This window comes from Desulfovibrio sp. X2, assembly GCF_000422205.1.
Lineage (GTDB): Bacteria > Desulfobacterota > Desulfovibrionia > Desulfovibrionales > Desulfovibrionaceae > Alkalidesulfovibrio.
In genome coordinates, this window is record NZ_ATHV01000025.1 from 40221 (window position 1) to 61278 (window position 21058).

Here is a 21058-nt window from a genome sequence, read left to right on the forward strand (position 1 = left end):
CCACCCCCAATGGAGGTATGACATGACCATCGAATCCCTCGATCTTTCCCTGCCTTACAAGGTCAAGGACCTGGGCCTGGCCGACTGGGGCCGCAAGGAGCTCGAGCTCTCCGAGAACGAGATGCCGGGCCTCATGGCCCTGCGCGAGAAGTACGGCAAGGAGAAGCCGCTCAAGGGCCTTCGCGTCATGGGCTCGCTGCACATGACCATCCAGACGGCCATGCTCATCGAGACCCTGACCGCGCTCGGCGCGGACGTGCGCTGGGCCTCGTGCAACATCTTCTCCACCCAGGACCACGCCGCCGCGGCCATCGCCGCCGCGGGCTCGGCCGCGGTCTTCGCCTGGAAGGGCGAGACCCTGGACGAGTACTGGTGGTGCACGGAGATGGCCCTGACCTGGCCCGACGGCTCCGGCCCGGACCTGATCGTCGACGACGGCGGCGACGCCACGCTCATGGTCCACCTGGGCGTGAAGGCCGAGAAGGACGCCTCGGCCCTCGAGTCCGACGAGACCTCGCAGGACTGGGTCTGCCTGGTCCGGCGCATGAAGGAGATCCTGAAGGCGGACCACGGCAAGTGGACCCGCTTCGCCGAGCGCATCCGCGGCGTCTCCGAGGAGACCACCACCGGCGTGCACCGCCTCTACCAGATGCAGGAGAGGGGCGAGCTGCTCTTCCCGGCCATCAACGTCAACGACTCCGTGACCAAGTCCAAGTTCGACAACCTCTACGGCTGCCGCGAGTCGCTGCTGGACGGCATCAAGCGCGCCACGGACGTGATGATCGCGGGCAAGGTGGCCGTGGTCTGCGGCTACGGCGACGTGGGCAAGGGCTGCGCCCAGTCCCTGCGCGGCTTCGGCGCGCGCGTGCTGATCACCGAGATCGACCCCATCTGCGCCCTGCAGGCCTGCATGGAAGGCTACCAGGTGACCACGACGGAGGAGGGCCTTGCCGAGGCCGACATCTTCGTCACCGCCACGGGCAACGCCAAGGTCATCCGCGGCGAGCACATGGAGGGCATGAAGAACGAGGCCATCATCTGCAACATCGGCCACTTCGACAACGAGATCGCCATGGACTACCTGGAGGGCTCGGCCGACTGGGAGCGCGTGAACGTGAAGCCCCAGGTGGACAAGTGGGTCAACAAGAAGACCGGCAAGTCGATCATCGTCCTGGCCGAGGGACGCCTCGTGAACCTGGGCTGCGCCACCGGCCACCCGAGCTTCGTGATGTCCAACTCCTTCACCAACCAGGTCCTGGCCCAGATCGAGCTGGCCGCGAAGAAGCACGAGAACACGGTCATGGTCCTGCCCAAGCACCTGGACGAGGAGGTCGCGCGCCTGCACCTCGACCGCCTGGGCGCGAAGCTGACCCGGCTCACCGCCGAGCAGGCCAGGTACCTCGGCGTGCCGGAGAACGGCCCCTTCAAGACCGAGCACTACCGCTACTAGCCCGGGCCGCGACGCCCCCCTGAAAACGCAGGCGGGGAGCTGAACCATCCGGTTCCGCTCCCCGCCTTTTTTCGCAGCCTCGAAAAGATCCGGGCGGGCGCTCAGCCCTTGCCCTTGACGGGCTCGTCCGTGCCCAGCGCGGCCATGAGCTCCACCTGCGCCGCGTCGAACTCCCTGAAGGTGAAGTCGTAGCCTTCGGACCTGATGTACTCCCAGCGGGCCTCGTGGTCGGCCCTGTCCTCCACGGCCGCCTTGAAGGCCGCGTCGTCCCGCATGCGCTGCATGTAGGCCTTGGCGCTCTCGATGGACATGCATTCCTCCTTGCCGGGCTTCTTCTCCGGGTGTTTTTTCCGAAAATGATAAAATAGCGCATTTCCGGCCCCAGGCAAGGCGGAGGCGAAAAAAGATGGCCTGCTTCTGCCGATCGGGCCGAAACGGTGGCCGCGGGTCGGGGGAGGTCGGGGGGAGATCGGGGGAGGTCGGGAGCGGGGCGGACGGGGAAGCGGCTCAGTCCTCGCCGGTCTTGCCCACGGCAGTGCCCTGGGCGGTGCCCTCGGCAAGGCCGAAGCGCTTCATCTGGCTCCAGACGCTGGTGCGCGAGATGCCGAGGAGCCTGGCCGCGGCCGAGCGGTTGCCCCCGGTGCGGCGCAGGGCCTGGACGAGGCGCTGCCGCTTGATGGCCTCGAGGTCGCCGAGGCCTTCGGCCTGCTCGGCGGGCTGCGTCTCGCCCGTCTCCTCCGGACCGGGGGTCGGCCCGGGCGTCGGCCCGGGAGCCGGAACAAGGCACGGCGGCGTGCGGCGCACCACGGCCGGGGGCAGGTCCTCGGGCTCGATCACCGCGCCCCGGCAGGAGACGAAGGCGTACTCGAAGGCGCTCCTGAGCTCGCGCACGTTGCCCGGCCAGTCGTAGGCCAGGAGCGCCTCCATGGCGCGGTGCGAGACGCCCTCGATGGCCTTGCCGCTGCGAAGCCTGATACGCTGGAAAAAGGAGGTGGCGAGCAGCGGAATGTCCTCGGCGCGCTCCCTGAGCGGCGGCATCCAGATGGGGATGACGTTGATGCGGTAGTAGAAGTCCTCACGGAACGAGCCCTTGGCGATGAGCGCGGGCAGGTCGCGGTTGGTGGCCGAGATGATGCGCGCGTCCACGGGGATGGGCCGCTGGTCGCCCACGCGCTCGATGACCTTGTCCTCGAGCACGCGCAGGAGCTTCACCTGGGTGGAGAGCGGCAGGTCGCCGATCTCGTCGAGGAATATGTCGCCCGTGTGCGCGGCCTCGAAGCGGCCCACGCGGTCGCGGTGCGCGCCGGTGTAGGCCCCGCGCACGTGGCCGAAGAGCTCGGACTCCAGCAGGGACTCGTTGAGCGCCGCGCAGTTGACCTTGACGAAGGGGCCGGAGCTTCGCTGCCCGGCCTCGTGCACGGCGCGCGCGGCCAGCTCCTTGCCCGTGCCGGACTCGCCGTAGACGATGACCGGCGCGTCGGACTGCGCGGCGTCCAGGATCAGGTCGAAGACGCGCTGCATGGCGGCGGAGCGGCCGATGAGGCCGTGGAAGCGCTCCTCGGAGTCGAGCTCGCGGCGGATGGTCTCGATCTGCGTCTCCTTGTCCACCAGCTCGCTCACGTCGGTCACGGTCTCCACCGCGCCGCGCACCCCGCCCGCCGCGTCCTTCAGCACCGAGGCGTTCTTCAGCACGTGCAGCATCCGGCCGTCCTTGCGCCTGAGCACGCAGCGCTGGCCCCGAAGCTCGCCGCGGCGGAACATGGCGCAGAAGTGGCAGTCCCCGTCCTGCTTGCCCTTTTCGCGCGCCACCACGCAGGCCGAGCACTCGAGCACCGCGCAGGAGCGGCCGGAGAGCTCGGCCAGGGAGTAGCCGGAGATGCGCTCGAAGGCCTCGTTGACCCACCGGATGCGGCCGTCCGGGGCCACGACCATGACGCCGTCCTGGATGGTGTCGATGATCACCTTCCAGTACTCGTCCATGGGGAATTCCCTTGGGGAAAACTTCTCGGGGTGCAGCACTTCCATGGGTTCGTCCGCGAATCTGCCCTGAAGTCCGGCCGTCATGTGTCCGCCCGGACACCGGGTGTCCACATCCGCCAAGGTGTAAAGTTTGTGAACGGATATTCTGTCCAGACAGTTAACACCTGAACACCTGCTTGCCAACCGCCGGGCCTGAAAAAAGCCTTCACGGCAACCGTCAGCGCCTCGTTACGCCAACCATTTCAGTTAAATACGATTTCGTTCCCTCGGACCGGCCGCGGCTGGCACCGAACTTGATCTCCCTGATCCCCAGGATGCCTCCGGCCGGACGGCGACCGGGTCCGCAGGGACCTGTCCGGGCCTTCCCCTCGTCCGGCCGCGCAGCCACGAAACGACACCCCGACAAACAGGAGAAACACCATGTCCGACGTCGATCTCGCCTCCATCGCCACCGCGGCAGTCGCCGACGCCAGGGGCAGCGCCTGCCCCGGCCCGCTCCTCGAAGCCAAAAAGGGCATCGGCAAGGTCAAGGTGGGCGAGGTGCTGGAGGTCTACTCCAACGACTCCGGCACGCGCACCGACATCCCGGCCTGGGCCGCCAAGGTGGGCCACGAGTACCTCGGGCTCGTCGCGGCCGACGGCTACGACAAGCACTACGTGCGCAGGAAGAAGTAGGCCCGCCATGGCGACCGCCACCCGCCCGGCAGTCCCGACCGGGAGCAAGATCCTGATCCTGGCCACGGAGAGCTGCGCCTATCCCGGCGCGGACTCCGTGGGCCAGGCCCATTCGAGCTACCCGGCGAACACCTACATCCTGCGCGTGCGCGCGCCGGTGCTCTTTCCGGAGCGCTTCTACCTCGACTGCTTCCGCAAGGGCATCGCGGGCATCATCGTCATGTCCTGCGGCGAGGAGTGCCCCTACGAGGGCGCCTACAAGGCCATGGCCCGGCGGCTGGACCGCGTCTACGCGCTGATGAAGGAAGAGGGGCTGGACATCCGGCGGCTGCGGCTCACGGCCATCTGCACCGTGTGCAACCGGGCCTTCCTGAACGAGGTCAACCAGATGAACGCCGTGGTCCAGGAGCTCGGCCCGCCGGTCTTCGGGAAGCCGCTGGACGCGGACGCGTCGCAGGACGCGCAGACTGCGGGAGGCCGGGCATGAGCGCTCCGAACGCGCGCGAATTCGACACCCTGGTGGTGGGCGGGGGCATAGCGGGCCTTCAGGCCGCGCTGGACCTCGCGGACCAGGGCTTTTCCGTGGCCGTGGTCGAGAAGGACGCCTCCATCGGCGGCAAGATGATCCGCCTCTCCAAGGTCTTCCCCACGCTCGACTGCGCGAGCTGCATCACCACGCCCAAGATGGCCGCCGCGGCCCACCATCCGCGTATCACCCTCTTCACACTGTGCGACCTGCAAAGCCTCTCCTCCGGCAACGGCGGCGCATTCCCCGTCGCGGCCCGGGTGCGGCAGAACCCGCGCTACGTGGACATGGACGCCTGCATCGGCTGCCGCAAGTGCGAGTACGCCTGCCCGGTCTACGTGAAGGACGCGGAGCAGGGCGGCTTCTCGGCGCGCAAGGCCGTGCGCATCCCCTTTTCCAACGCCATCCCCCAGAAGGCGCTGCTCGACGTCGCGAACTGCATGCTCTGCGGCAAGTGCGCCTCTGTCTGCCCCACGAACGCCATCCGCTACGACGAGGAGCCGCGCGAGTTCGAGCTTGCCGCGCGCACCGCGATCGTGGCCTCGGGCTTCGAGCTGACCGGGATCGGCGACAAGAACCTCTACGGCCGGGGCTCGATTCCGAACGTCGTCGACTCGCTGCAGATGGAGCGCCTGCTGGCCCCGCACGGCCCGTACAACCGCGTGCTCAGGCCCTCGGACGGCAAGGAGCCCGCCTCCATCGCCTACGTGCAGTGCGCGGGCTCGCGAGATCAAAGCCAGGGCATCCCCTACTGCTCGCGCGTGTGCTGCATGTACGCCGTGAAGCAGGCCATGCTGCTCTCCGGCGCCCTGCCCCTGGCGGACGTGACCGTCTACTACATGGACATCCGCGCCTTCGGAAAGAACTACGAGCAGTTCTTCCAGAACGCCAAGGCCATGGGCATCGAGTTCGTGAAGGCCAAGGCCGCGAGCCTGGCCCCGGGCGAGGACGGCGGCGTGGCCGTGCGCTACGAGGACCAGTCGGGTGACGGCACGGCCGTGCGCGAGCACGACATGGTGGTCCTCTCCCTGGGCATGGTGCCCGGCTGGCAGCCCGGCGCCGAATGCGCCGTGCCCCTGGCCGAGGACGGCTTCGTGCGCACCATCCGGCCCAGCACCTCGCCCACCCTGACGGACATTCCGGGCGTCTTCGTGGCCGGGGTGGCGGCCGGGCCCAAGGACATCGTGGACAGCATCGCCGAGGCCGGGGCCGCGGCCATGCAGGCCGCGGCGCACATGACCGAGCAGGCGGCCAGGGTCGCGAACGCGAACGGGGAGGCCCGGTCATGAGCACGTCAGGCAACACGCCTTCGGAGCACAAGGGCGCGGCCAGGGTCGGCGTCTACCTCTGCCGCTGCGGCGGAAACATCTCCGACCACGTGGACGTGGACGCGGTGCGCGAGCGCCTGGCGGCCGTGCCCGGCGTGGCTGCGGCCCGGGTGAACACCTTCATGTGCTCGGACCCCGGGCAGCAGATGATCATGGAGGACCTGCAAAGCGGCCTGGTGGACCGCGTGGTCGTGGCCTCCTGCGCCCCGAGCCTGCACGAGACGACCTTCCGCGCCGCCATCGAGCGCGCGGGCGCCAACCCCTATCTCTACGAGCACGCCAACATCCGCGAGCAGGTCAGCTGGGTGCACCACGGCGAGGCGGCCACGGACAAGGCCACGCTGCTCGTGGCCGCGGCCGCGGCCAAGGCCGCGGGGCTCTGGCCGCTCGAACCCATCCGCGTCCCGGCCCGCCGCCACGTGACCGTGGTCGGCGGCGGCGCGGCGGGCATGCGCGCGGCCCTGGACCTGGCCGGGCGCGGCATCCCCGTGGCCCTGGTGGAGAAGTCGCCCTTCCTCGGCGGCGGCCTCGCGCGCCTCTCCCGCGTCTCGCCCACGGGCCGAAGCGGCGAGGAGCTGGTGCGCGAGCTGGCCGACGCGGTGCTCGCGAACCCCCTGATCGCGGTGCACTCCTGCGCCGAGGTCGCGGGCTTCTCCGGCTACGTGGGCAACTTCAGCCTCTCCGTGCGCCGCACGCCCCCGGACGTTCTGCCGGACATCGGGCCCTCAAGCCTGCCGGAGCCCGGCGGCTACGTGCCCTTTGCGGGCGTGCCGGCCGAGGCCGTGCCAGAGGCCGAAGAGACGCTTGCGCTCGAGACCGGATCCGTGCTCCTGGCCACGGGCTTTTCCTCCTACCGGCCGCAGAGCGGCGAATACGGCGCGGGCGAGCTGCCCGAGGTGGTGACCCTGCCCGAGTTCGCGCGCCTGCTCGGCCAAGGCGAAGGGGACAAGGAACTGGCGGTGAACGGCCGCCCGGTGCGCTCCCTGGCCCTGATCCACTGCGTGGGCAGCCGCCAGATCCCCGGCATCCACGAGGAGCGCGAGGACGGGACCCTGAACGAGTACTGCTCGCGCGTCTGCTGCACCGCAGCGCTGACCGCGGCTGTGACCGTGCGCGAACGCTTCCCCGAAACCCGCGTCTACGACCTCTTCCGCGACATCCGCACCTACGGACGCGGCCAGGAGGACATCTACACCAAGGCCGCTCAGAGCGGCGTGGTCTTCATGCGCTTCGAGGCCGAGGAGCCGCCCGTGGTCGAGAAGGCCGACGGCGGCGGCACGCCGCTTCGCGTGCGCGTCAGGGACACCCTGACCTTCGGCGAGGAGCTCGCGGTCCCCGTGGACCTCGTGGTCCTGGCCACGGGCATGGAGCCCGCGCCTGTCGGCGACCTCGTGGAGATGATGAAGCTGCCCGTGGGCGCGGACCGTTTCCTGCTCGAGGTGCACCCCAAGCTCCGCCCGGTGGAGCTGCCCACCGCAGGGCTGCTGCTCGCAGGCACCTGCCAGGCGCCCATGGACTCCGGCGAGGCCTGCAACACGGCCTCGGCCGCTGCGGCCAAGGCCGCCATCCTGCTCGACCGGGGCGAGGTCAGCCTGAACCCCTTCGTGGCCACGGTGGACCTTGCCCGCTGCGTGGGCACCGGCGCCTGCCCCGGCTTCTGCGTGGACGCCTGTCTCAAGGAAGACGCCCTGCGCATGGTGGAGGTGGAGCAGGACGGAACCACCGTCTCCCGCGCCCAGGTGGAGCCCGCGCTGTGCATGGGCTGCGGCGCCTGCGTCGCGGTCTGCCCTAAGCAGGCCATCGAGGTCTCCGGCTGGGCCCTCTCCCAGTACGAGGCCATGGTCGACGCCATCGTCGACGATACGGTCCTCGGGAACACGGTTCTCGGCGCGCCCGAATCCGCTTCCGAATCCCTGCCCGACCCCGAGGAGGTGAGCGCATGAAGGCGGACCCGAACCTGCTGAAGAGGCTGCGCGCCGAACGCGCGCAGTACGTGGCGGCGGCAGCGGCCAAGGCCAGGGAACAGGCCGCCGCGGTGCGCGCCGTGAAGAAGGCCCTGGGCAAGGGCCCGGCCACCGTGCCCGAGGTGGCGGAGGCCACGGGCATGGGGACGGCCTCGGTCCTCTGGTACCTGGCCGCGCTCAAGAAGTACGGCGAGGTCGTGGAGGCCGGAAAGCAGGGCGACTACTTCGCCTACGGCCTCTGCGCCCCGGCCGCCCTGGAGAAGGCGGAGGCCGCCGGAGAAAAGGCGGAAGAGCAGGAGGAGGCGACCGCATGACCACGCTCAGACCCGACTTTTATCAGGAGCTCACGGCCGCCGGAGTCGCAAACGCGGCGAAGTGCTTCAACTGCGGCACCTGCGCGGCGGTCTGCCCGCTCATGGAGGGCCACTTCCCGCGCAACATGATCCGCTACGTCCAGATCGGGGCGCGCGAGCGCGTTCTTGAGCAGGCCCGCGACCTCTGGCGCTGTCTGCACTGCGGGCTGTGCACCCGCACCTGCCCCAGGGGGGCCGAGCCCGGCGAGATCATCCACGGGCTCAAGCGCTACCTGCTCGAATCCGGAGTGATGCCGACTGCCGCGGCCGACGCGGGGAGGAGCTGAGATGTACGATCCGAGCGCCATCGTCGACGTGCTCGCGCACAACGTGCGCGCGACCATGAGCCCCTTCGGCGTGCCGGGCTCCCTGGCCAACACCTGGTGGAAGCGGGAAAGCCTCCCGCGAGAGGGCGAAGCCCTGCTCTTCACCGGGCTCATGTACCAGTACGCCCCCTACATCGCCACGGCCACGCGCCTGCTCGAACGCTTCGAGGGCACCGCGAAGGAGGGCATGGTGCGCTTCGGCCGCTTCGTGCCGCCCGTGCTCTCGGGGCTGGGCCTGCACCTGCTCACGCCCCAGGCGGAGCGGGAACGCGCGGGCAGGACCCTGTCCGACATCGTGACGATCCTTACTGCCTCGGGGCTCTGTGTGGCCTACAGGCCGGAGCTCGACGACTACTCGGGCATCCTGCTCTACGACCTGGGCAGCGAAAAGGAGTTCGCGCGCCACGCCCGCGCCGTGACCGCCAAGCTGCGCCGGGCCGGGATCGGGCGCATCGTGTGCGTGGACCCGCACACCGCCTACGCCCTGAAGGTGCTCTATCCGAAGCATGCGGACGCGGACTTCGAGGTCACGGCCTACTTCGAGCACATCCGGCCCGAGCTGTTCCCGGCCGCGCAGGAGGGGACGGGACCGGAGCGCGTCACCCTGCACGACCCCTGCTTCTACGGCCGCTACCTCGAGCTCTCCGACGCCCCGCGCCGCGTGCTCGCGGGGCTCGGCGTCGCCTGCTCGAGCATCCGCAACGAGGGCACCTACACCGACTGCTGCGGCGGCCCGGCGGAATCCCTCTCGCCCAGGCTCTCGGGCGAGGTCGGGGGCCGCAGGCTCGCCGAGCTCACGGCCCCGGGCGCGCCCGTCGTGGCCATGTGCCCCATCTGCCTTGGCAACCTGAGACGCCTCGGCGCCGAGGTCACGGACTTCGCGAGCCTCGTCGCCGACCGCCTCCATCGCCGGAACACCACCAACCCCTAAGCCACCCGAGCATCACCAGAAGGAGACGACCATGGCCGAGACCCCCGAAACCATCCTCTACATCGGCACCCACGCCAGCGACGACCCGGAAAAGGCCTGCCTGCCGTTCGTGCTGGGCAACGCCGCCCTGGCCATGGACGTGAAGGCCGTCGTGGTCCTGCAGACCAACGGCGTCTACCTGGCCCAGAAGGGCTTCGCCGCGCACATGCCTCCGGGCGGCGGCTTCCCGCCCGTGGCCAAGCTCATCGCGGATTTCCAGGAGCTGGGCGGCGAGATCAGGGTCTGCATGCCCTGCATCAAGGACCGCAACATCGCGGAGGCCGACCTCCTGGACGGCGTGACCACCACGGCCGCGGCCGCGCTCAACGTGGCGGCCATGGAGGCCAAGGCGGTCTTCGTCTTCTAGGAATTGAAGCCTGTTCCATCCGATACCCCGTCGGCGGCAGGCAGGGGGCGCGCTCCACCCCGCGCCCCCTGCCTGCCTGCGCGCGGCTGTGCCCGTTCCTGCGACGGACGGCCGGGCGCGGCCCGGCGTCAGCAGCACACCAACGAAACCCCAAGCACACGGACCAGACAAGGAAGACGCATGGAAACCACTGCCGAAAGCACCGTTCCCGAAACCCTCGAACAGCGCGTGGCCAGGCTCGAGCAGCAGCTCGGGCAGATGGAGGACCGGCTCGGTTCCGCCGAGGCGCGCCTGCCGGACGACCAGCTCTCCATGGTCGTCTTCAGCGGCGACCTCGACCGCCTGCTCGCGGCCTTCATCATCGCCGTGGGCGCCGCGGCCATGTACGACCGCGTGGTCATGTTCCTGACGTTCTGGGGCACCACGGTCATGCGCGACCCGGACAAGCACGTGGCCAAGGCCGAGGTGACGGCCAAGATGTTCGACCGCATGCTGCCCAAGGGGCCGGACCAGCTGCACCTCTCGCGCATGCACATGGCGGGCGTGGGCACGGCCATGATCAAGTCGGTCATGAAGAAGAAGGGCGCCCTCCCGCTGCCCGAGCTCATCAAACAGGCCGCGGACTTCGGCGTGGAGATCGTCGTCTGCGAGATGTCCATGGACCTCATGGGCCTCTCCCCGGACGAGATGCGCGACTACCCGAACGTGACCCTGGCCGGGGTGGCCAAGTTCCTCCAGGAGGCGGGCAAGAGCTCGGTGACCCTGTTCATCTGACGATGCCGGGGGGAGAGGCCAAGGGCGAAGAAGGAGTCCGCCGCAGGGCGAAAAATTCGCCCGTCCGCCTCCTCGTGTTGACCGCGCGGCCGGGGCAGGGCACCAGAGGAAAAACGGGACAGCCATGTCACAGTGCCCCTCCTTCCCCGCAGGCATCCCCTGCCAGAGCATTCTCGACAGCGTCGCGGACGGCGTCTTCACGGTCGACCTCGCCTGGCGCATCACCTCGTTCAACCGCGCGGCCGAGGCCATCACCGGCGTCTCGCGGGACGAGGCCGTGGGCCGCACCTGCCGCGAGGTCTTCCACTCGAGCATCTGCGACGGCGCCTGCGCCATGCGCGCCTGCCTGCAGAGCGGCGAGCCCGTGGTCAACAAGTCCATCTTCATCGTGCGGCCGGACGGCCGCCGCGTGCCCATCAGCGTCAGCGCCGCGCCCCTGCGCGGGGAGGACGGCAGGCCCGTGGGCGGGGTGGAGACGTTCCGCGACCTCACGGCGCTGCACCTGATGCGCAAGGAGCTCGAGGAGTTCCGCTCGCTCGAGGACATCCACACGCGCAGCAAGCCGCTCCTGGCGATGCTCGACATCCTGCCGCAGATCGCGGCCAGCGGCTCGCCCGTGCTCCTGCTGGGCGAGTCCGGCACGGGCAAGGAGCTCTTCGCCCGCGCACTGCACAACCTGAGCGAGCGCAAGGACGGGCCCTTCGTGGCCGTGAACTGCGGCGCCCTGCCCGAGAACCTGCTCGAATCCGAGCTCTTCGGCTACAAGGCCGGGGCCTTCACGGACGCGCGGCGCGACAAGCCCGGCCGCTTCCACCTCGCGGCCGGGGGCACCCTCTTCCTGGACGAGGTGGGCGACCTGCCCCAGGCGCTGCAGGTGAAGATCCTGCGCGTGCTCCAGGAGAAGACCTTCGAGCCCTTGGGCGCGCTGGCGCCCGAGAAGGCGAACGCGCGCGTGGTCGCGGCCACCAACCGGGACCTCGCCTCCATGGTCGCGGCCGGGTCGTTCCGTCGCGACCTCTACTACCGCCTGAACGTGGTGGAGCTCGAGCTGCCGCCGCTGCGCGACAGGCCCGAGGACATCCCCCTGCTCGTGGCCCATTTCGTGCGCCGCCAGAGCCTGATCAGCGGCAAGGAGATCGCGGGCGTGTCCGAGGACGTCATGCACATCCTCATGCGCCACGACTACCAGGGCAACGTGCGCGAGCTGCAGAACATCCTTGAATACGCCTTCATCCTCTGCCGCCGCGGCTTCATCCAGATAGAGGACCTGCCGGAGCGGCTGAAGCCCCAGGCCGCGGGCGCCGCGGCGCCGACCTCCATGGAGGAGATCAAGCGCCGCGCCGCGCGCGAGGCCGTGGCGCGCCACAACGGCCGCCGCATGGCCGCCTGCCGCGAGCTCGGCATCACCAAGGACACCCTGCGCCGCCTGCTGCGCGGCGGCTAGCCTCCCTTCCCGGCGATCGGGCGATATTTTAGCCTCCCACCCGGGCGCACGGGCGAAAATATCGCCCTGCCCAGGTCACGAATCCCGTCCGCAAACGGCAAAACCCTGTTTTCACGCGACTTTCGTGCGTGGCACAAAGCCTGCTCAAGGCCTTCCGATACACGACCGAGAAACGGAAGGAGCGCATGCTGGTCTGCCTGGCCTGCCATGAAGGGCGTCTGGCGACGCTCCTGGAGACGGCGGAGGAACTCCGCCTCTTCGAGGTGACGCCGCAGGGAGCCGCGGCGCACGGCGTCCTGCCCGGGCCCGCGCGCACGTCGCGCACCCTTGCCGGGCTGCTGTGCGGCAAGGGCGTGGCGGCCCTGGTCTGCGGCGGCCTGACCCGGGCGGACCACGCGGCGCTCTCGCGCTGCGGCGTGTCCGTGCACGCCTGGCTCGCGGGCGGGATCCCCGAGATCCTCGAGGCCCTGCGCGCCGGACGGCTGGACCGGATGCTCATGCCGGGCTGCTCGGCCGAAGGCTGGGGCGAGAGCCCGGACGAAGGATGAAGAGAATGACCGTGGCCCCCGACAGCGGCAGGATCGGCTGAGACCGCAGATGCAGGCTCCCGTGCACGCCGCTTCGCATTTCGGCTCCACCCTCCATATGAAGGAGCCACTCCACGCCACAGGCCGGCGCATGCCCCACACATGCGCCGGCCGCTTGGCGCGCGCGGGAAGTTCCCGCGTCTCCACACGCGCATCGTTCCGGGCGGTCCCACGAGGACGGCCCGGGTCCACCACCCCCCACCCCGGCCAGCCCGGCCCCCGCGGTCCCTGCCCTGGCCACGTACGGAACTGAGGAGGCAACATGTACGACTTCGTGAACGGCCCCTTCCTGTGGATCGCATTTGCCGTGCTGCTTTTCGGCAGCGCCTGGCAGATCGGCTCCCTTGTCCTGCGCTCGCGCCGCACGGACAAGATCTTCTTCGACCACGCGCGGCCGGGATGGATGTTCTCCTCCATCGTCAACTGGCTGATCCCGTACGGCTCGCGCAGCTGGCGCGAGCATCCCGGGACCACGCTCCTGACCTTCGCCTTCCACTTCTGCCTGATCTTCGCCCCGCTCTTCGCCCTGGGCCACGTGGTGACCCTGGCCTACAACTGGGGCATGGGCTGGCCGAGCGTGTCCGATCCGGTCACCGACGGCCTGACCATCGTCTTCCTGATCGCGGCCGCGGGCCTGCTCGTCCGCCGCCTGACGAAGCCCGAGGTGCGCATCGTCACCGGCCCGGCGGACTGGCTGCTCTGGGCCGTCACCGTGCTGCCCTTCCTGACCGGCTACCTGGCCGCGCACAAGCTGCTGCTCGCGCCGGACACCATGCTCATGGTCCACGTCCTGACCGGCGGCATCATGCTCATCTGCCTGCCGTTCACCCGCCTGGCCCATGCCTTCCTCTTCTTCTTCGGACGCGCCTTCATAGGCAGCGAATTCGCCCGCCGCGGCACCAAGACCTGGTAGGAGGACAGACGACATGACCGACATCGCAGCTGATACCGCCGCTGCCGGCGCGGCGGAAAACGTGACGGCGCACAAGCCCGTGGACGCGGCCAGGATCCGCGAGGTCCTCGACCGCAACGACTCGGCCCGCCTGCGCCTGTGGCTCAAGGCCTGCACCTCCTGCGGCCTGTGCTCCGAATCCTGCTTCTTCTACCTGACCAACGACAAGAAGCCCGAGTTCATGCCCCAGTACAAGGCGCGGCAGACGCTCGGCGAGCTTTTGAAGAAGAAGGGCGAGGTCACCCGGGAGTTCATGGAGGAGGCCAAGGAGATCGCCTGGGGCCGCTGCACCATGTGCCGCCGCTGCGCCCAGTACTGCCCCTTCGGCATCGACATCGCGACCATGATCAGCGTGGCCCGGCAGTGCCTGCGCAGCCAGGACGTCTGCCCCGACCGCCTGATGTCCATCGACCAGAGCTACATCGACTCCGGCAACCAGATGGACATGACGGACGAGGAGTTCGTCGAGACCTGCGAATGGATGGCCGAGGAGGGCGAGGACTCCATCAAGGGCCTCGAGATCCCCATCGACCGCGAGGACTGCCGCCTGATGTTCATCGTCAACGCGCGCGAGCCCAAGTACTACCCGCAGGACATCCAGATGGCCGCCCAGGTCTTCCAGGTGGCGGGCGAGTCCTGGACCATGCCCAGCCACGGCTGGGAGGCCACCAACCTGTCCATGTTCTCGGGCAACCTGAAGGTCGCGGGCATGGTCGCCCAGAGCGTGTACGACGCGGCCAAGCGGCTGAACGCCCAGATGATCTGCGTCACCGAGTGCGGCCACGCGTACCGCGCGGCCAAGTACGAGGGCCCGTACTGGACCGGCCAGCCCAACGGCCGGCCCCCGGTGCCCGTGACCCACGCCGTGGCCGTGTTCCACGAGTACATGAAGTCCGGCAAGATCAAGCTGCGCCACAAGTTCGAGGAGCCCATCACCTACCAGGACCCCTGCAACCTCTCGCGCAACGGCGACCTCGCGGGCAAGGGGCTCGAGCTCCTGCAGATGATCGCCGACGACGTGCGGCCCATGACCCCGCACGCGGAGTACGGCCACTGCTGCTGCGGCGGCGGCGGGTTCATCCCCATGGGCGCGGAGTACAAGAAGCGGCGCATGGTCGCGGGCAAGTTCAAGGCCGACCAGATCAGGGCCACGGGCGCCAAGTACGTGCTCGTGCCGTGCCACAACTGCACGGACCAGATCAACGACCTGAACAAGGAGTACGACCTCGGCATCAAGGTCGTCTCCTTCAAGGAGATCCTCTGCGAGATCATGGAGATACCTCCCCATCTGCAACCCGTCGACGCCGACGGAGAGGAGGCCGAGTAATGCGCGCCGCACACATCGTCATCGCCGCCCTGGCAGCGGCCCTGCTCTGCGCCTTCGCGCTGCCCGGCTTCGCGCAGCCCGACTCCGTGACCATCGGCAACCCCGCCGACTTCCCCGGCGGCCTCAAGCGCGGCCCGGTGAAGTTCAACCACGACGCCCACGTGAGCCTGGGGCTGGACTGCACCGCCTGCCACCACCGCTACGAGAACGGCACAAACGTGCTCGATCCCTCGGAGCTCCTGGACGGCACCACGCCCGGCACCTGCGACTCCTGCCACGGCGGCGACAAGCCCGCCGGTGGCCTGGGCCTGCAGGCCGCCTTCCACAAGGAATGCATCGGCTGCCACGCGGGCCACGGCCCCGACCCGAAGATCAAGGGCGGCCCCCGCGCCTGCGCGGGCTGTCACGAGACCAAGTAGCCCGGCCGACCTCCCCGGGCCCATCCATAAGCAGCCCCGCTTCGGCGGGGCTGCCTTTTTTGGGCGACTATCCCTGTTCTCGCCCCCCCTCCCCCAGGGCGCTCAAAAAGCGCCGGATGCAAGGAGCAAGAAAAGCGCAGGCCCGACGCGTATTCCCACATACGCGAGGGTCTGAGCTTTTCGCGGCGACGCGGCAGACGACGCTTTTTCAGCACCCTGACCAGGGAGGGCTCCTCGCCCTCCCTGGACCCTCCTCGCAAGGGGTTACCCCTTGACCTCTTTCGCGTTCGGCACCCTGGAGCGATGGATACGGGCAGCCTGGGCGTGGAAGGCCGGAGGACGAAGGAAGCCCAACGGCCTCCATCAAAATTGACGACGAACACCCCAGGGCGCTCAAAAAGCGCCGGATGCAAGGAGCAAGAAAGAATCGGGCCCGACGCGTATTCCCACATACGCGAGGGTCTGAGCTTTTCGCAGCGACGCGGCAGACGGCGCTTTTTCAGCGCCCTGGCCCTCCCTGGACCCTCCTCGCGAGGGGTTACCCCTTGACCTCTTTCGCGTTCGGCACCCTGGAGCGATGGATACGGGCAGCCTGGGCGTGGATGGCCGGAGGACGAAGGAAGCCCAACGGCCTCCATCAAAATTGACGACGAACACCCCAGGGCGCTCAAAAAGTGCCGGATGCAAGGAGCAAGAAAGAATCGGGCCCGACGCGTATTCCCACATACGCGAGGGCCCGATTCTTTCGCAGCGACGCGGCAGACGGCGCTTTTTCAGCGCCCTGGCGGGCGCAGGCCGCATTTCTGGGCGTGGCGCAGCAGGCGCAGGGACTCGGGATGCTTCGGGGCGATGGCCAGGGCCCGGCCGAGGTGGTCGAAGAAGGCCGCCTCGTCGCCGCGCTCGAAATGGCAGCGGGCCAGGTTGAAGAGCAGGTTCTCGTCGTCCGGGGCAAGCTCCAGGGCCTTGTTGTAGTAGCGCAGGGTCTTGTCCGACAGGCCCCGCTTGCGCAGGGCGATGCCGAACTCGTTGAAGAGGTGCTTGTGCTCCGGGCTGAAGGTCCCCTCGAGGTCGATGAGGGTCTCGAAGACGTAGGCCGCCTTCTGCAGCTGGCCCAGGGAGAGGTAGACCAGCCCCAGGCCGAAGTTGGCCCGGATGTTCTCCTCGTCCACGGCCGTGACCCGGGCGTAGTCGATCTGGGCCTCGTGCATGCGGCCCTGGCTGCGGTGGGCGTCGCCCGAGGCCAGGCGCAGGTTGACCAGCTCGTACCAGATGCCCGGCTCGAGCTTGAAGTCGTTGAAGAGCCGCTCCTTGGGCATGATCACCACGCGGCCTCGCGGCACCCAGTCCTCGCCCATGCGCTGCAGGCAGACGTTGCCGTCGTCCAGCTCCTCGGCCTTCCAGTAGACCTCGCCGCTGAGGCGGCCGCCCGCGCCGTCCGCCGGGCCTCCGTCCGCCAGGCTGGAGAAGATGCCCCTGACCCTGCCGACCTTGGCGGTCCTGGTCCGAGCCCTGTCCTTGTCGCCCAAGACGCCTCCGCTGTCCCGCCCCACAGTGTCCGGTCTCGATGGTCCTGATGGTCCTGATCAGGGCCGAGTATGGCAGGCCGGGGCCGGGCTTGCAATGCGGGCCGCGCCGCCACTTTTTCATCCACGAATCATGGACCAAACCACGGCCAATGGATGGCATCGCCATATCTCTAAAACGTAATAATTTGAAATAAAAGAGTTTTATTTCAGGCACGGGGTATGCATCATCGTGTGGCACGAGGGGCGGCGAGCCGGGGCCTCCAGACGGGGACCACGCCGACTCGCCTATGCGGCATTGCCGATCTCCCGCGCGCACGGCCAGAACGAACGGCAAAAGCGCACGGCCCGGCCGACCACTGCCCCCTCCCCGCGGCGCAGCCGCGCCGCCCCAACCATCGGACACCAGGGCGAAGTCTCCCCCTCGCCCCTGGAGTCGCTCCGGGGACCCCCGTCCCCGGAGCGCTTTCCGAAAAGTCCCATCCCCCATCGCCATGCCCGGCCACCCCGCTCCCTTCCCCATCGTCTTGCCTGTCGCCTGTCCATCGAACGTGGATTTCGGACCTGCATATAGATTGTCGTGCTATGCCGGGAAGATATCGCATCAGGTTGTCGGCATTGACTTATTCGGCAAAGCGGCGCGTTGGCCCGCCCCTTGCTCTGATCGATACGGGCGAAGGCCCGAGGAGAACAGACGTGCACGACCTGATCAACGCCCTGCTGGGCGCCCTGGACACCATCCGCCTTCTGGCGGGACAGCTCGTCGACCTGCGCATGGGCCACGCCTGGGTGCGGGCGGCGCTGCACGTGCTCCTGTGCCTCGGCTGGGGGGCCGTGGCCGTGCTCTACCTGCCCTGCATCGTGCTCGGCCTGCTGCGCGGCTGCCGCCCGGTCCGTCGCGCCTGCCTCCCCGACCTCGGCGCCGCGGAGAACATCCGCTTCCCGGCCGAGGCCATGCCCGCCGAACGTCCCGAAGAACGTCCCGCATCCCCGAACCGTCCGGACCAGGCCCGTTCGGAATAAGTCCGCCCGGCGCCGCCTCCGGGGTGTCGCCCCGGCCCCGGGCCGGTTCGCGGCCCGGGGGTGGCGCGCGGCCGCCACTCGGTGTAGTCTGTGCCCGCCCGGCCCCCGGGCCGTCGCCTGCCCGGCCGCGGCACCGACTCCAGGCCGAAAACGCCGCCGGGGGAGACTTCATGACGCAGACCGCCTCGTCCAACGGGACCTTCCAGACAGCCAAGGTCCTGTCCATGACCTTCTTCGTGCTCCTGCTCGGCAGCAACCTGGTCCTGTCCATCTTCCTCTCGGACTACGCGCGCCGCACGCTGCTCGAGAAGCAGAAGGACTACGCCCTGCTCCTGGCCGACAACCTGAACCACCAGATATTCCAGCGCTTCACCCTGCCCACGGTGCTGGCCTTCGGCAAGGTGGACCTGAAGGACCCGCGCCAGCTCGAGCGCCTCGACCAGATCGTGCGCACCACCATGCACGGCTTCCACGTCCTGGACCTGCGCATCTACGGCTTCGAGCGCCGCGTGGTCTATTCCATGAACGACGAGGGCAAGGACGCGGAGCTGAAGGCCAACCAGGTCGTGGACCAGGCCCTGGACAAGGGCACCAACCATTTCCTGATCGCCACCAAGCGCTCGGAGTTCGCCTCCTTCTTCGCGCTCAAGACCGAGCCCGAGGACGTGACGATGCAGACCGTGTACGCGCTGCGCGCCGACCGCCGCCTGAACCCCAACGATCCGCGGGGGCCCATCACCGGCGCGCTCGAGTTCACCCAGGACATCTCCAAGGACTACGAACGGGTCATCACCTTCGAGCGCATCATCGTCGGCGCCACCACCTTCACCGCGCTCACCCTCTTCTTCATCCTCCTGGTCATCCTGCGCCGCGCCGACCGCCTGGCCGCCGAGCGCGCGGCCGAGAAGGAGCGCTTCGAGCGCGAGCTGCACCAGACCGAGAAGCTGGCCAGCATGGGCCGCATGGTCGCGGGCGTGGCCCACGAGATCAGGAACCCGCTGGGCATCATCCGCTCCACGGCCGAGCTGCTGCTGCAGAAGGCCAAGGCCGAGAACCCGGCGGGCGCCAACGCCAAGCTGCTCACGGCCATCTTCGACGAGTCCAAGCGCCTCTCGCGCACGGTCAACGACTTCCTCGACTACGCCCGGCCCAAGCACCCCCGCCAGGATGACGTGGACGTCGGCAAGGTCCTGAACCAGGTGGCCGTGTTCATGGAGCAGAAATGCCGCGACCAGGAAGTGGCCCTGGAGCGCCAGTTCGCGGAGGGGCTGCACATCAAGGGAGACGCGGACCTGCTCTACCGCGCGATCTACAACCTCGTGGCCAACGCCCTTGACGCCATGGCCGGCCCTGGTAGCATACGGCTCGCCGCGGGAGCTGACGAGGCCGGGCTGACGCTCGTCGTCAGCGACACCGGACCCGGCTTCCCGGCCGAGACCCTCGACCACGTCAAGGACCCCTTCTTCACCACCAAGGAGAACGGCACCGGCCTCGGCCTCGCCATCGTGGACACCATCATCCAGGGACACGGCGGGGTCATGGATCTCGGCAACAACGAAGGCGGCGGCGCGCGCGTGACCATCACCTTCCCCAAGGAATAAGACCCCATGGCCGAACATATCCTGATCATCGACGACGAGCAGAACTACCTGCTCATCCTCGACGCCCTGCTCTCGGACAAGGGCTATGCCGTGACCACCCTGAACGACCCCGAGACCGCCCTCGAGTTCCTCGAGGAGTCCGAGGTGGACGTGGTCATCACGGACATGAAGATGCCCAAGCTCTCGGGCCGCGAGGTCCTCGAGCACGTGCGCAGGAAGTACCCCCACGTCCCCGTGCTGATCATGACCGCCTTCGGCAGCATCGAGGCCGCGGTGGAGGCCATGAAGGTCGGGGCCTTCGACTACATCACCAAGCCCTTCTCCAACGACGAGCTGCTGCTCTCCGTGGCCAAGGCCGTGCAGTTCGCGGCCGCGCAGCGCCAGAACCGCCTGCTGCGCGAAAGCCTGCAGGACCGCTACAGCGTCCACAACATCATCGGCCACGGCCGGGCCATCACCAAGGTCCTGGAGATGGTCGACCGCGCGGCGCCCTCCAAGTCCACCGTGCTCATCACCGGCGAGTCCGGCACCGGCAAGGAGCTCATCGCCCGCGCCATCCACTACTCCTCGCCGCGCAAGGACGAGCCCTTCGTCTCCATCAACTGCATGGCCTTCAACCCCGGCGTGCTGGAATCCGAGCTCTTCGGCCACGAAAAGGGCTCCTTCACCGGCGCCGTGGCCCAGAAGCGCGGCCGCTTCGAGCTGGCCCACGGCGGCACCCTCTTCCTGGACGAGATCGGCGAGCTCTCCCACGACCTGCAGGTCAAGCTCCTGCGCGTGCTCCAGGAGCGCACCTTCGAGCGCGTGGGCGGCGTGAAGCCCGTGGAGGTGGACATCCGCATCGTGGCCGCCACCAACAAGGACCTGCAGAAGGCCGTGGCCACCGGAGACTTCCGCGAGGACCTCTTCTACCGCCTGAACGTCGTGCACATCGAGGTCCCGGCCCTGCGCGAACGGCGCGAGGACATCCCCGTCCTGGCCGCCCACTTCCTGGACACCTTCGCCAAGGAGAACAAGAAGCACTTCAAGGGATTCTCCCCGGACGCCCTGGAATACCTGACCGCCTACGAATGGCCCGGCAATGTGCGCCAGCTCGAAAACATCATGGAACGCTGCGTGGTCCTGGCGGACAAGGACATCATCGGCGTGGAGGACCTGCCGCCCGAGATCAAGGACGAGGAGGCGCAGTACAAGAGCGCCGTGGACATGCTGCCCGAACGCCTGGACATCACCCAGACGCTCGAAAAGATCGAGGCCGCCCTCATCCGCCGCGCCCTGGTCAAGTCCGACTTCGTGCAGACCAAGGCCGCGGACATGCTCGGCCTGTCCAAGAGCAACCTGCAGTACAAGCTGAAGAAGTACGGCATAGCCGGGCATTGAGCGCGATACGATGAAGAGAACCGGGGAAGGGGGAGAAGGAAGATCGGAAGAGCGGTTCAGCAGGATGTCCTAGACCGGGAGCTAATTTC

Annotated in this window: 21 protein-coding genes; 18 read left to right on the forward strand and 3 right to left on the reverse strand. The window is 68.6% G+C overall.

All coding sequences use genetic code 11. From position 1 onward, the window contains the following. The first annotated feature begins 22 nt into the window (after positions 1-22). Positions 23-1450 (forward strand): adenosylhomocysteinase, encoded by a 1428-nt coding sequence (gene ahcY / locus DSX2_RS09875; protein WP_020880885.1) that lies wholly within the window; start codon positions 23-25, stop codon positions 1448-1450. 101 nt (positions 1451-1551) lie between these two features. Here ahcY and DSX2_RS09880 read toward each other — a convergent pair whose 3' ends face one another. Continuing rightward, positions 1552-1761, reverse strand: a complete 210-nt coding sequence (locus tag DSX2_RS09880; protein WP_020880886.1) for a Nif11-like leader peptide family natural product precursor — start codon at positions 1759-1761, stop codon at positions 1552-1554. A gap of 196 nt (positions 1762-1957) precedes the next feature. Next, the gene (locus DSX2_RS09885) at positions 1958-3475 is read right to left on the reverse strand and encodes a sigma-54-dependent Fis family transcriptional regulator (protein WP_020880887.1); all 1518 of its coding nucleotides are present in this window, start codon (positions 3473-3475) and stop codon (positions 1958-1960) included. 375 nt (positions 3476-3850) lie between these two features. On the opposite strand from DSX2_RS09885, the gene DSX2_RS09890 reads away from it, so the two are divergent. From DSX2_RS09890 to DSX2_RS17585, 14 genes are all read left to right on the forward strand, one after another. After that, positions 3851-4105, forward strand: a complete 255-nt coding sequence (locus DSX2_RS09890; protein WP_020880888.1) for a sulfurtransferase TusA family protein — start codon at positions 3851-3853, stop codon at positions 4103-4105. 7 nt (positions 4106-4112) lie between these two features. Next, the gene (locus DSX2_RS09895; RefSeq protein WP_020880889.1) at positions 4113-4592 is read left to right on the forward strand and encodes a hydrogenase iron-sulfur subunit; all 480 of its coding nucleotides are present in this window, start codon (positions 4113-4115) and stop codon (positions 4590-4592) included. Next, positions 4589-5920 carry an FAD-dependent oxidoreductase gene (locus DSX2_RS09900; RefSeq protein ID WP_020880890.1) on the forward strand — a complete coding sequence of 444 codons (1332 nt, stop codon included), beginning with the start codon at positions 4589-4591 and terminating at the stop codon, positions 5918-5920. Before DSX2_RS09895 ends, DSX2_RS09900 begins: the two co-directional genes overlap by 4 nt. Beyond that, the gene (locus DSX2_RS09905; protein ID WP_020880891.1) at positions 5917-7902 is read left to right on the forward strand and encodes a CoB--CoM heterodisulfide reductase iron-sulfur subunit A family protein; all 1986 of its coding nucleotides are present in this window, start codon (positions 5917-5919) and stop codon (positions 7900-7902) included. Before DSX2_RS09900 ends, DSX2_RS09905 begins: the two co-directional genes overlap by 4 nt. Beyond that, positions 7899-8237 carry a hypothetical protein gene (locus DSX2_RS09910; protein ID WP_020880892.1) on the forward strand — a complete coding sequence of 113 codons (339 nt, stop codon included), beginning with the start codon at positions 7899-7901 and terminating at the stop codon, positions 8235-8237. The genes DSX2_RS09905 and DSX2_RS09910 overlap by 4 nt, the downstream gene beginning before the upstream one ends. Beyond that, positions 8234-8563, forward strand: a complete 330-nt coding sequence (locus DSX2_RS09915; RefSeq protein WP_020880893.1) for a 4Fe-4S dicluster domain-containing protein — start codon at positions 8234-8236, stop codon at positions 8561-8563. The genes DSX2_RS09910 and DSX2_RS09915 overlap by 4 nt, the downstream gene beginning before the upstream one ends. A gap of 1 nt (position 8564) precedes the next feature. Beyond that, entirely contained in the window at positions 8565-9533 is a 969-nt protein-coding gene (locus DSX2_RS09920) for a (Fe-S)-binding protein (RefSeq protein WP_020880894.1), read from the forward strand. A gap of 31 nt (positions 9534-9564) precedes the next feature. Continuing rightward, positions 9565-9939: a DsrE family protein gene (locus DSX2_RS09925; protein ID WP_020880895.1), complete on the forward strand. Its 375-nt coding sequence runs from the start codon at positions 9565-9567 to the stop codon at positions 9937-9939. Between the two features lie 180 nt (positions 9940-10119). Continuing rightward, the gene (locus DSX2_RS09930) at positions 10120-10713 is read left to right on the forward strand and encodes a DsrE/DsrF/DrsH-like family protein (protein ID WP_020880896.1); all 594 of its coding nucleotides are present in this window, start codon (positions 10120-10122) and stop codon (positions 10711-10713) included. Between the two features lie 124 nt (positions 10714-10837). After that, on the forward strand, positions 10838-12157 hold the full coding sequence (locus DSX2_RS09935; RefSeq protein WP_020880897.1) for a sigma-54-dependent Fis family transcriptional regulator: 1320 nt from the start codon (positions 10838-10840) through the stop codon (positions 12155-12157). A 185-nt stretch (positions 12158-12342) separates the two neighbouring features. Then, complete coding sequence (locus DSX2_RS09940; RefSeq protein WP_052014741.1) at positions 12343-12705, forward strand: hypothetical protein; 363 nt, start codon at positions 12343-12345, stop codon at positions 12703-12705. A 301-nt stretch (positions 12706-13006) separates the two neighbouring features. Next, complete coding sequence (locus tag DSX2_RS09945) at positions 13007-13657, forward strand: hypothetical protein (RefSeq protein WP_020880899.1); 651 nt, start codon at positions 13007-13009, stop codon at positions 13655-13657. Between the two features lie 13 nt (positions 13658-13670). Next, on the forward strand, positions 13671-15023 hold the full coding sequence (locus DSX2_RS09950; RefSeq protein ID WP_020880900.1) for a (Fe-S)-binding protein: 1353 nt from the start codon (positions 13671-13673) through the stop codon (positions 15021-15023). Next, positions 15023-15442: a cytochrome c3 family protein gene (locus DSX2_RS17585; RefSeq protein WP_020880901.1), complete on the forward strand. Its 420-nt coding sequence runs from the start codon at positions 15023-15025 to the stop codon at positions 15440-15442. The genes DSX2_RS09950 and DSX2_RS17585 overlap by 1 nt, the downstream gene beginning before the upstream one ends. A gap of 773 nt (positions 15443-16215) precedes the next feature. On the opposite strand, the gene DSX2_RS09965 is transcribed toward DSX2_RS17585, so the two are convergent. After that, a complete protein-coding gene (locus DSX2_RS09965) occupies positions 16216-16968 on the reverse strand; it encodes a tetratricopeptide repeat protein (protein ID WP_020880902.1) in 753 nt (250 codons plus the stop codon). 693 nt (positions 16969-17661) lie between these two features. Between DSX2_RS09965 and DSX2_RS09970 the strand changes: the two genes are divergently transcribed. The 3 genes from DSX2_RS09970 to DSX2_RS09980 all read left to right on the forward strand — a co-directional run bounded on the left by DSX2_RS09970 (position 17662) and on the right by DSX2_RS09980 (position 20969). Continuing rightward, a complete protein-coding gene (locus DSX2_RS09970) occupies positions 17662-17988 on the forward strand; it encodes a hypothetical protein (RefSeq protein WP_020880903.1) in 327 nt (108 codons plus the stop codon). Between the two features lie 170 nt (positions 17989-18158). Then, on the forward strand, positions 18159-19589 hold the full coding sequence (locus DSX2_RS09975; protein WP_020880904.1) for a sensor histidine kinase: 1431 nt from the start codon (positions 18159-18161) through the stop codon (positions 19587-19589). A 6-nt stretch (positions 19590-19595) separates the two neighbouring features. Then, positions 19596-20969 carry a sigma-54 dependent transcriptional regulator gene (locus DSX2_RS09980; protein ID WP_020880905.1) on the forward strand — a complete coding sequence of 458 codons (1374 nt, stop codon included), beginning with the start codon at positions 19596-19598 and terminating at the stop codon, positions 20967-20969. The last annotated feature ends 89 nt before the right edge of the window (positions 20970-21058 follow it).